This window comes from Dorea sp. AM10-31 (genome assembly GCF_003435815.1).
GTDB classification, from domain to species: domain Bacteria; phylum Bacillota; class Clostridia; order Lachnospirales; family Lachnospiraceae; genus Dorea_D; species Dorea_D hominis.
In genome coordinates, this window is record NZ_QTUV01000012.1 from 45,798 (window position 1) to 54,008 (window position 8,211).

The 8,211-nt window shown below is 36.4% G+C and carries 9 protein-coding genes; all 9 read right to left on the reverse strand.

What is annotated here, in order from left to right; all coding sequences use genetic code 11:
- Positions 1-33 precede the first annotated feature (33 nt).
- Entirely contained in the window at positions 34-291 is a 258-nt protein-coding gene (locus DW125_RS13320; RefSeq protein WP_242993003.1) for a DUF4160 domain-containing protein, read from the reverse strand.
- Positions 284-556, reverse strand: a complete 273-nt coding sequence (locus DW125_RS13325) for a hypothetical protein (protein WP_117538445.1) — start codon at positions 554-556, stop codon at positions 284-286. Before DW125_RS13325 ends, DW125_RS13320 begins: the two co-directional genes overlap by 8 nt.
- Before the next feature lie 59 nt (positions 557-615).
- The gene (locus DW125_RS13330) at positions 616-987 is read right to left on the reverse strand and encodes a hypothetical protein (RefSeq protein WP_117538446.1); all 372 of its coding nucleotides are present in this window, start codon (positions 985-987) and stop codon (positions 616-618) included.
- 6 nt (positions 988-993) lie between these two features.
- Positions 994-1,995, reverse strand: coding sequence for a ParB N-terminal domain-containing protein (locus DW125_RS13335; RefSeq protein ID WP_117538447.1), 1,002 nt, complete (start codon positions 1,993-1,995; stop codon positions 994-996).
- A complete protein-coding gene (locus DW125_RS13340) occupies positions 1,982-2,818 on the reverse strand; it encodes a ParA family protein (RefSeq protein ID WP_117538448.1) in 837 nt (278 codons plus the stop codon). The genes DW125_RS13335 and DW125_RS13340 overlap by 14 nt, the downstream gene beginning before the upstream one ends.
- A 74-nt stretch (positions 2,819-2,892) precedes the next feature.
- Positions 2,893-5,679: a MobP2 family relaxase gene (gene mobP2, locus DW125_RS13345; protein WP_117538449.1), complete on the reverse strand. Its 2,787-nt coding sequence runs from the start codon at positions 5,677-5,679 to the stop codon at positions 2,893-2,895.
- Between the two features lie 324 nt (positions 5,680-6,003).
- Positions 6,004-6,402, reverse strand: a complete 399-nt coding sequence (locus tag DW125_RS13350) for a hypothetical protein (protein ID WP_117538450.1) — start codon at positions 6,400-6,402, stop codon at positions 6,004-6,006.
- Positions 6,403-6,470: 68 nt separating this feature from the next.
- A complete protein-coding gene (locus DW125_RS13355; RefSeq protein ID WP_117538451.1) occupies positions 6,471-6,725 on the reverse strand; it encodes a ribbon-helix-helix protein, CopG family in 255 nt (84 codons plus the stop codon).
- Between the two features lie 443 nt (positions 6,726-7,168).
- Positions 7,169-7,960 carry a DUF5688 family protein gene (locus tag DW125_RS13360; protein WP_117538452.1) on the reverse strand — a complete coding sequence of 264 codons (792 nt, stop codon included), beginning with the start codon at positions 7,958-7,960 and terminating at the stop codon, positions 7,169-7,171.
- Between the last annotated feature and the right edge of the window lie 251 nt (positions 7,961-8,211).

Sequence of the window (8,211 nt, forward strand, 5' to 3'; positions counted from 1 at the left end):
TACTTTAGGTGTCAGGAATGACACCTAATTCTTTTAAAATCCAAAATACTCATACCAACGGTTCACAATATCCGCTCTATTCGCACATATATACTTTTGAATTTTCTTCAGATCACTTTTAGGAATATTTCCCTTATTATGTTCTAATATAACGCCATCTCTTTTTATCCAAAACTTTGCAGAATTTTCAGATGGTCTCCCTTTCGATACATGTATATGAATCGGTTCACTGTTTTCATTTGAGTAAAAATAAAATGTATATCCCAAAAAATCCAATAACGCTTTAGGCACTTTGTTTTTCCCCTCTTTCTCTGGCGATCTCCCATATGATAAAACTGTTATTTCTAAGATATTGCTGCATCTGCATCAACTCGTCTTCTGAAAATCCGTAAGATTTATAGACCTGATTTTCCGGGAGCTTTCCTTCTGCAAAATCAAAGCCTTTATCATTTGGTCGTTCAAAGCGAAAGGTAATTGTCTCAAACCCAGCACTATCTTCTTCAATATCAGAAAATGTAAGTGCTATATTATCTATCGTGCTGTAATAATTTTTCATCTTGGCATTCTCCTTTCCCACATCTTGTTTAGGTGTCAGGAATGACACCTAAATAATTTTTAATAATAGTCTTTCGTTTCTTTTATTTCAACGCCTGAAGCATCTACGGTCAATAGTAGTGCACAATAATCAATCAGAGCCTGAAAGATTACACAGCTTTTACTACATCCCAACCTTTCGGCCTTTTCTTCTATTAATGATATTTGATCTTCATCAAATATCATTGTTTCCAGCACATCCCGTCTTTTATAATCCGGATTGCTTCTTTCCGTAAGCATTACTCTTGGATCAATCTTTGAATTTACAGAGAAAAAATTTCTTATTGCTCTTCTATAAAAAACCGTCTTTGTGATTTCCTCTCGCTTGGAAAGAAATTTCACCAAATCCTTGATCTCTTTCGTTATATAAAAACTGGTCTGTACTTTTTCCATGCTGCGCTACTCCTTATTCAGTAAAGTTCTTAATATCTCTATACATTCATCATAACGCATTTTCTCTTCTTTCGTCAAATAAACATATTGCTTTTTCAGACTTTTCGTAATTCCTTTCATATCTTTTTTGAAACGTTCTAAGGATACCGCATTAGGGTTATCTGCTATTTTCTCTGCTTTCTTTTCTGCTGCTCCTGACGGTGTTATTTCTTCCCCTGTTTTTTCTGCTTCTTTCAGATAGTCTCTCTGCTCATCCTTATCCATCTTTTTTACGATCTCATCTGCCGTATTGATGGTTGTTTTTCCGAGCAATATTGCTTCTTTTAGTTCATCAGATGCGTGCTTTTCAATGTTTTCGAATTTATTTATTGTCCCACTGCTCATACCGGTTGTTTGCACAAGAATGTCTCTTGTTTTTTCACCTTTGATCATCAATTCATCTTCTGCTCCATCTTTGCTGGCAAAAGGAATACTCTCTACTCCATTCTCTCTTAACTCCTGAATAATCTCTTTCCATTCACGGATCTCCATCATTCGATCCGCATCTGTGTAATTCCTTGCTTCCTTATTTGTTGTAATAATCGAAAGCCTTTCCTTATTTTTACTACTAAGTGGAAGATCTATCTCTTCTGGATCTTTTACTACACACGGGATAAGGCTGTCCTGTGTCCATTTTGTATTTTCCGGATCTGCAATCAATTGGTCAATCGCTGTCAGTCTTCTTTCTCCACCTAACAATTTATATTTTCCGTTCTCCATTGCTTTTACATGCAATGGCTGAATTAGTCCGGTATGGTCGAGCGACCATGCAAGGCTGTTAATTTCGGCTATACTGTACTTATTCATTTCATTTTTTTCAATATCGTCTCTATTAAGATACGATATCTTTAAATCATTCTTTGATTTATCATTTAATAATCCAGCTCCTACTTTAAGCGTAGGTTCTTCTGTCTGTTCAGCTTTAAGGCTGTCTAACCCTCTGAATAACTCTTTATTAAACTTTGGCATCTTCCTTCACTCCCATTATATATTTTGTTAATTGCATGTACTCTTTTGTTGCCCGGCATTTTTCTTTACCATTATCATATGCCAATAACGGTTTTTGAACCAGTGATCCTTCTTCAATATTTTTCGTTACACTAATATTTGTCGGAAGGATATAATTTCCAAATGCCTCCTGTAACAATTCATAAACTGTTTTAGAAACATTTTTTCGTCCATTCCATTGTGTGAAAAATATACCGCCAATCTTAAGACGCGGATTATATTCCTGCACGGTCTGTACCAGATTCATGGTAATTGCTACACCAAGTAAGCTGCCGCCATCACATCTTACCGGAAGGTACACCCGGTCAGCAGCCGCTAAGCCATTTATATTGACAATCGAAACCGATGGACTACTATCCATTATACAATAATCGTATTCATTTTGCACTGCTTTTAAGTGTTTCTGTAACCGAAACTGCTGCGGCGTTTTTACATCGGCTTTCATCCGTTCCTCTGTTTCTGATAACGTCAGATAACTGGGAATGATATCCAGGTTCTCATATTCTGTTTTCTTAATTGCATCGTGAATATCCATTTCACGATCCATCAAAAGATCTTCCACAGATTTACTTCCCGGCGTATGTACATTTTCACCGTTATATACCTTGGCAAATAATTGTAAAAAATCTACTTCGCTATATAAACAGGTTGTATTCATCTGCGGATCCAGATCAATCAATAAGACCTTTTTTTGAAATTCTGTCGCTAAAATATGAGCAATTGTTGTTACACTCGCCGTTTTTCCCACGCCACCTTTGTTATTAAAAAAAATCAAATTTTCCATTTGTTTTCCTCCGATTTTATTTTATATTGATTATATAGTATAATATATTATATATATAATATTGTCAAGTAGATTTACCTCTCATACTCCTGTTCTTTCTCCGGTAATCGTGTCAGCAGCTCATGTTCCCATTCGTTCTGTCGCTGCTCATACTCATTATTCATAGATCTTTTCAAAGAAACGATTGCCTTGTTTAATGCCGATCCATACCTAATATACTCCAACCTTACACTGCTTCTTTTTTTCCCAGCATACATAGCTGTACGCATTTCCACGTTTTTTAATATTTCCTCTGCAAATGCGTTGCCCTGATCCTTTGCCTTTCCCAACCAATATTTGCTTAACTCAAAATTCTGTTCGCCAGGCTCTTTCTTCATATAAAAAATTCCCAATGACACTTGTGCATATTCATAATTATTTTCTGCAAGCTCCGTCAGCATCTGCATCCCCTCTTTTATCTCACTCTTTTGTTCTCCTTGATATGCCAGATATTTTCCCAGCACATACTGTGTTGATTCGGAAGCTCCCTTTTCCATAGCATCTCTTAATATATCCACACCTTTCCGCTGCTGTTCTTTCTCCGGCAATTTTAAATAACATTTTCCAAGAAGCTCCTTCACATAGTTATTCTCTGTACTTCCTTCCAGATAACCGATTGACTTATGCAGATCATAATATTCCGAATGCATATCTGAATAGATTTTTCCAAGTTTATAGGATGCATATTCATTTCCGTTATTCCTTGCCTTTTCCAGCCACTTAATACCTTTCTCCATCTGATACAACGGGCTTTCTTTGTCCGTATAAATATCTCCTAATGCATACTGTGCATAATCAAATCTTTCCGCTGCTTTCATCAAAAGTTTTTCTGACTCTTTAAGACTTTCAATATCTCCATTTTCCAGATTAATCTTTGCCAATTGATACATCGCATAATAGTTTTTCTTTTTTACTGCTTTTTTCAAATGTGCTTCTGCAAATTCTATATTTTTCTCCGTTCCCTGCCCCTTTAATTCCATCATGGCAATTTTATATCCCAACATATCATCACTGCTTTTTGAAAGCATTTTGGAAAATCCTTCGTATGCATCCCGGTAATATTTCTGCGCTTTTTCCTGATCCACCGCTGCTCCAACACCTTTCTCATACATACTGGCTAATCGATACGCTGCATACGCATTACCACCAATTGCAGATTTATTAAAATACTGTATTGCCTGATCATAACTAACCTCTACATCTTGCCCGTAATAATAAATATTTCCAAGTGAGTACATGGCATAAATATTCCCTTCTCCTGCAGCTTCTTCATAATACTTTCTTGCCTGTTCATAGTCTTTATCAACGCCCTGTCCATATGCATACTGCTTGGCAATTCGATATGGTACATATTGTCTTAAAAATTTATCTTTTTCTAAACTGGTTAAGCTCTCATAAACATCTTGAAATATTTGCAGGGATCCTTTGAAATATTCCCCCGCTTTTTCTTCATCCGCCTCAACACCACGACCGTAATTATAGCAAGTCCCCAGCTCATACAATGCCAATGCATTTTCCGGCTCCTGCTCCAGCAGCCGGATTCCACTTACAAATTTTTCTTTTTCATAAATCAGTTCTTTTGCTTTTTTGTAAATATTGGACCATACTACTCCTCTGCTTGATTCCACCTGATCAGAATACTTCCAGTCTTCCTCCACAGGATACCAGTTATCTTCCAGCTCCGGCTCAGGTAATTTTTCTTTTCGTCCCTGTTCCTCTGCCTGCTCCGCTGCTCTGTATTCCTGTTCCGCATTACTTCTTATTTCATTGTCATATTCTCGCAATTCTTTTAAGATGCAATTTCCAAGTTTCTTGTATAAATCCTTTATTTTGTTATTTACATATTCTTCCGGATTTCCTTTTGTCGAATATGCCTCTTGATATTTCAGACTTTGCATTTTTAATTCTGACACTAATTTTTGAAAATCATTTTTATGATACTGATCAATATATCTACGGCTCAATTCATCAATATCAGGTCGAATGCTTTTCATAAGATTCGTACTGTAATTCCACATCTTTTTATCACATTCCGGCAACTTTTTATATAACTGAAAAAATGCGTGTGCCAGTTCTTTATCCTCTGCAAGTGAATGATCTTTTTTCTGCTTAATGATCGTCCCACGTATGATCTCATTAATTTTATGATTGATATCCCTGCTTTTTATAATTTCATTTGCGATCGTACTTTTACAGGCTTCAATACTGCTTAACTTAAATCTTCCAACCATTTCCTGACTGCTTACCAGTTTTCCGTTTTTATTCCTTACCGGAGCTTTCACCTTTTTTCCGTTTTCTTCTTTCCATTCATACTCCTGATACTCTTTCACTTTCCGCATAGGATCTGGTTCTACTGTAGCAACATGGATATGGATATTATCTGTATTGTAATGAATAGAGCCACTCCATATCGCATTTTCCAATCCTTCTTTTTGCAGCATCTTCCGCATTCCTTTCCTGGTTACTTCATATATCTTTTTTTCATCCAGTATCCCATCGTGCAACAATCCATTTTCTTTTAACCAACTGTTATCAAAGGAAATCACCGTCTGCCACATCAGTGATCCTTTTTCCTGCGCTGCCGCAAATCTTTTTTTCATCTCTTTAGATTCCGCTTCTGTCAACCTATTCTTTTCAGCGGTAAATAATCCTGTAGTTTTTTCTGGATTTCCCATATAATCCGCATAAAGATCATACTCCATCGTATGCTCTGTTCTTACTGCTTCTGGGCGGTCCATATAATTAATATACTGGTTATACTTACTACTGCTTGGTTTACAGAACCGATTTTTTACTATTACTCCTGCTTTGATGTTTCCCATCCCATTTAGGTGTCAGGAATGACACCTAGTTCCTCCTTCCTCTAGGTGTCAGGAATGACACCCTGTCACTTCTTCCTCTTAGGTGTCAGGAATGACACCCTGTCACTTCTCCTCTTAGGTGTCAGGAATGACACCCTCCTGCTTCTTCCTTTTAGGTGTCAGGAATGACACCTTGTTCCTTCTTCCTCTTAGGTGTCAGGAATGACACCCTGTCACTTCTTCCTCTTAGGTATCAGGAATGACACCCTGTCGCTTCTTCCTCTTAGGTGTCAGGAATGACACCTTGTTTGTTTCTCTCTCCTCTTAGGTGTCAGGAATGACACCTTATTTTTTCAATCGTTTTCTTTCATCACTTTTCTGCTTGAAATGCTGTATTTTATCTTTCAAGTTTTTTCTCGATTGCGAAATCACCGGAGATGGCGCAAAATCACATCCAATACAAGTAGACAATTGTTTACTGTGTAAAATCGTATTCACAGCATCCAGTAGCACTATAGAATTTTGTTCCGCTGTTTGTACTGCCCATTTCATACGTTCTTTCTGAAGATAATTTTGTTCCAACTCCTTTCTCACAGCAATTGCAATCTTTTCTTCCCACGCTTCATTCTCTTTTGAGAGCAGATAATTAATAACCTGGCTGGATGTAGTAAAACCCAATTTCGCTTGCAGTTCATTTAAGATCTTTTCGTTTTCTTCTGCTATATAAAATGATTTCTTCCTCATATGAATTTTCTTCCTTTATTAAATTTTCGAGTTAGGTGTCAGGAATGACACCTAACTATGTTCCTTCATTATTTCAGCTTTTCACTAATCTTCTCCAACGCAAGAGTATTGGATTCGATAATGTCATTTGCCTGTTCCAGTCGATCAACTACAGCATCTACTAGGTTATGATATTTTTCATCGATGTTCTGGATATCTTCCAGCTCAGATACTTTTGTCAAATACCTCCGGATATATTCCTCCCGGCTCACTTTGTTCTTCCTGGCAAGTTCATCAATTTTCTTAACGACTGCCGCATCTAATCCACGCACTGATATGTTCATTATTTTGTTTCCTCCATATTTTTATATATGTTATTATATCTTTTTATTATATAGTTATCAATACATTTTTGTCACCACACTTTTTATATTTGAGAGCATGGAATCGTTAGGCTTTGCCTAACCATCAACGTAAGTTGATGTCAGATTCCTCTTATGCTCTTTACTTCTCCGAAGTTCTACTTTTTTCAATAAAAAAAGAAAATTTATTTTCTTTCTCCGCTTTACTGCTCCGATATGCTTCAGTTGCTCTGAATACTTTTTCTACTTAGGGTGTCAGGAATGACACCCTAAAATTATTTCTTTCAAAGAAAAAGAGTGGTCTTTCGACCACTCTGAAAAATACTTCTTTTTCATAAGGTGTCATTGCTGACACCTTACTTTTTTTCAGCAGATTCTTTCTCTGCTATGTTTTTATGTGTTGGAAATTTATATTTCCATTTTTCTTAGATAATAAATGCTCTGTTCGCCAACTGCTCTCTTTCGGCTACTGTACTTACATTGACATCACGAACCATTCTGGATAAATCACCCAAATCCGTATCCTCTGTTTTCGGAACAACGATACATTCATGAATAGAACTTGGCAAGATTACAAGGTTTTCAACCGCATATTCCTTTTTAATTTCATTCATCATTTCTTTATTAAGGAACTGGACAGCCCCCTTATTTCCATGTTCATTTGTTGCAACTAACATTGTATTGTCTCCAAATGAAACTTTCAAAATCTGTCCTTCTGCAAATGTATTCTTTTCTGCCATTTTCCATGCCATTTCTTCATCAATTTTAAACTGCTCCAGCATACCTCTTTTTAATTTCGTCTCCATATACAAGGAATCATTTTCAACTACTCTTCTAACAAGGAAGCTTTCGATTTCCTCACAATATTCGCATTTTCTTCTGATTTCATCCAGCGCATTGTTATTTACTTTTTCTACTTCGATATACAAATGTTTTAAAATATCTTCCTTGTTCAAAAAAGAACTAATTTCTTTTGGAATATTTTCATCACTGACAGCTTCAATAATTTCATCAACAACCCTATCCATTTTATCTCCACGCATTTCAGCTATGGCAATAAGTTCATCTGGATACAGCAACACAGCTACTCCATACCCATCCTTTTCTTTGGTTTCAAACTCAAATGCGTGTAACATTTCTCCGTTTTTCACCACTTCTTTTTCAATAAATTTTAAACCTCTTTTTCCTAATTCTTCTTTCAGCATTTCTCTTGTCATAATAAAATCTCCTTTTTCAAAATTATTTTTTTAATGTGCTTTTTAGATTCGACTCCGGTGGGGAGCGTTCTTTTTTTCTGTCAGCGTATTTGGGCATCCTTTTTCTCCTTTCTTTATCTATGTGCTTTTTGAGTTTTCCTCACGTCTGGGTTTGCGTGTATCATGCACGAACAGGTTTCAGCGCATACGCATGGTGGAGAACAAAGTGGACCTTGCGTATGCGCTGGAATCTGTTATGATACAAATTCGCA

Coding starts and splice junctions, on each gene's coding strand:
- DW125_RS13325 (WP_117538445.1), bottom strand. CDS start 556: ATGAAAAATTATTACAGCACGATAGATAATATAGCACTTACATTTTCT.
- DW125_RS13330 (WP_117538446.1), bottom strand. CDS start 987: ATGGAAAAAGTACAGACCAGTTTTTATATAACGAAAGAGATCAAGGAT.
- DW125_RS13335 (WP_117538447.1), bottom strand. CDS start 1,995: ATGCCAAAGTTTAATAAAGAGTTATTCAGAGGGTTAGACAGCCTTAAA.
- DW125_RS13340 (WP_117538448.1), bottom strand. CDS start 2,818: ATGGAAAATTTGATTTTTTTTAATAACAAAGGTGGCGTGGGAAAAACG.
- mobP2 (WP_117538449.1), bottom strand. CDS start 5,679: ATGGGAAACATCAAAGCAGGAGTAATAGTAAAAAATCGGTTCTGTAAA.
- DW125_RS13350 (WP_117538450.1), bottom strand. CDS start 6,402: ATGAGGAAGAAATCATTTTATATAGCAGAAGAAAACGAAAAGATCTTA.
- DW125_RS13355 (WP_117538451.1), bottom strand. CDS start 6,725: ATGAACATATCAGTGCGTGGATTAGATGCGGCAGTCGTTAAGAAAATT.
- DW125_RS13360 (WP_117538452.1), bottom strand. CDS start 7,960: ATGACAAGAGAAATGCTGAAAGAAGAATTAGGAAAAAGAGGTTTAAAA.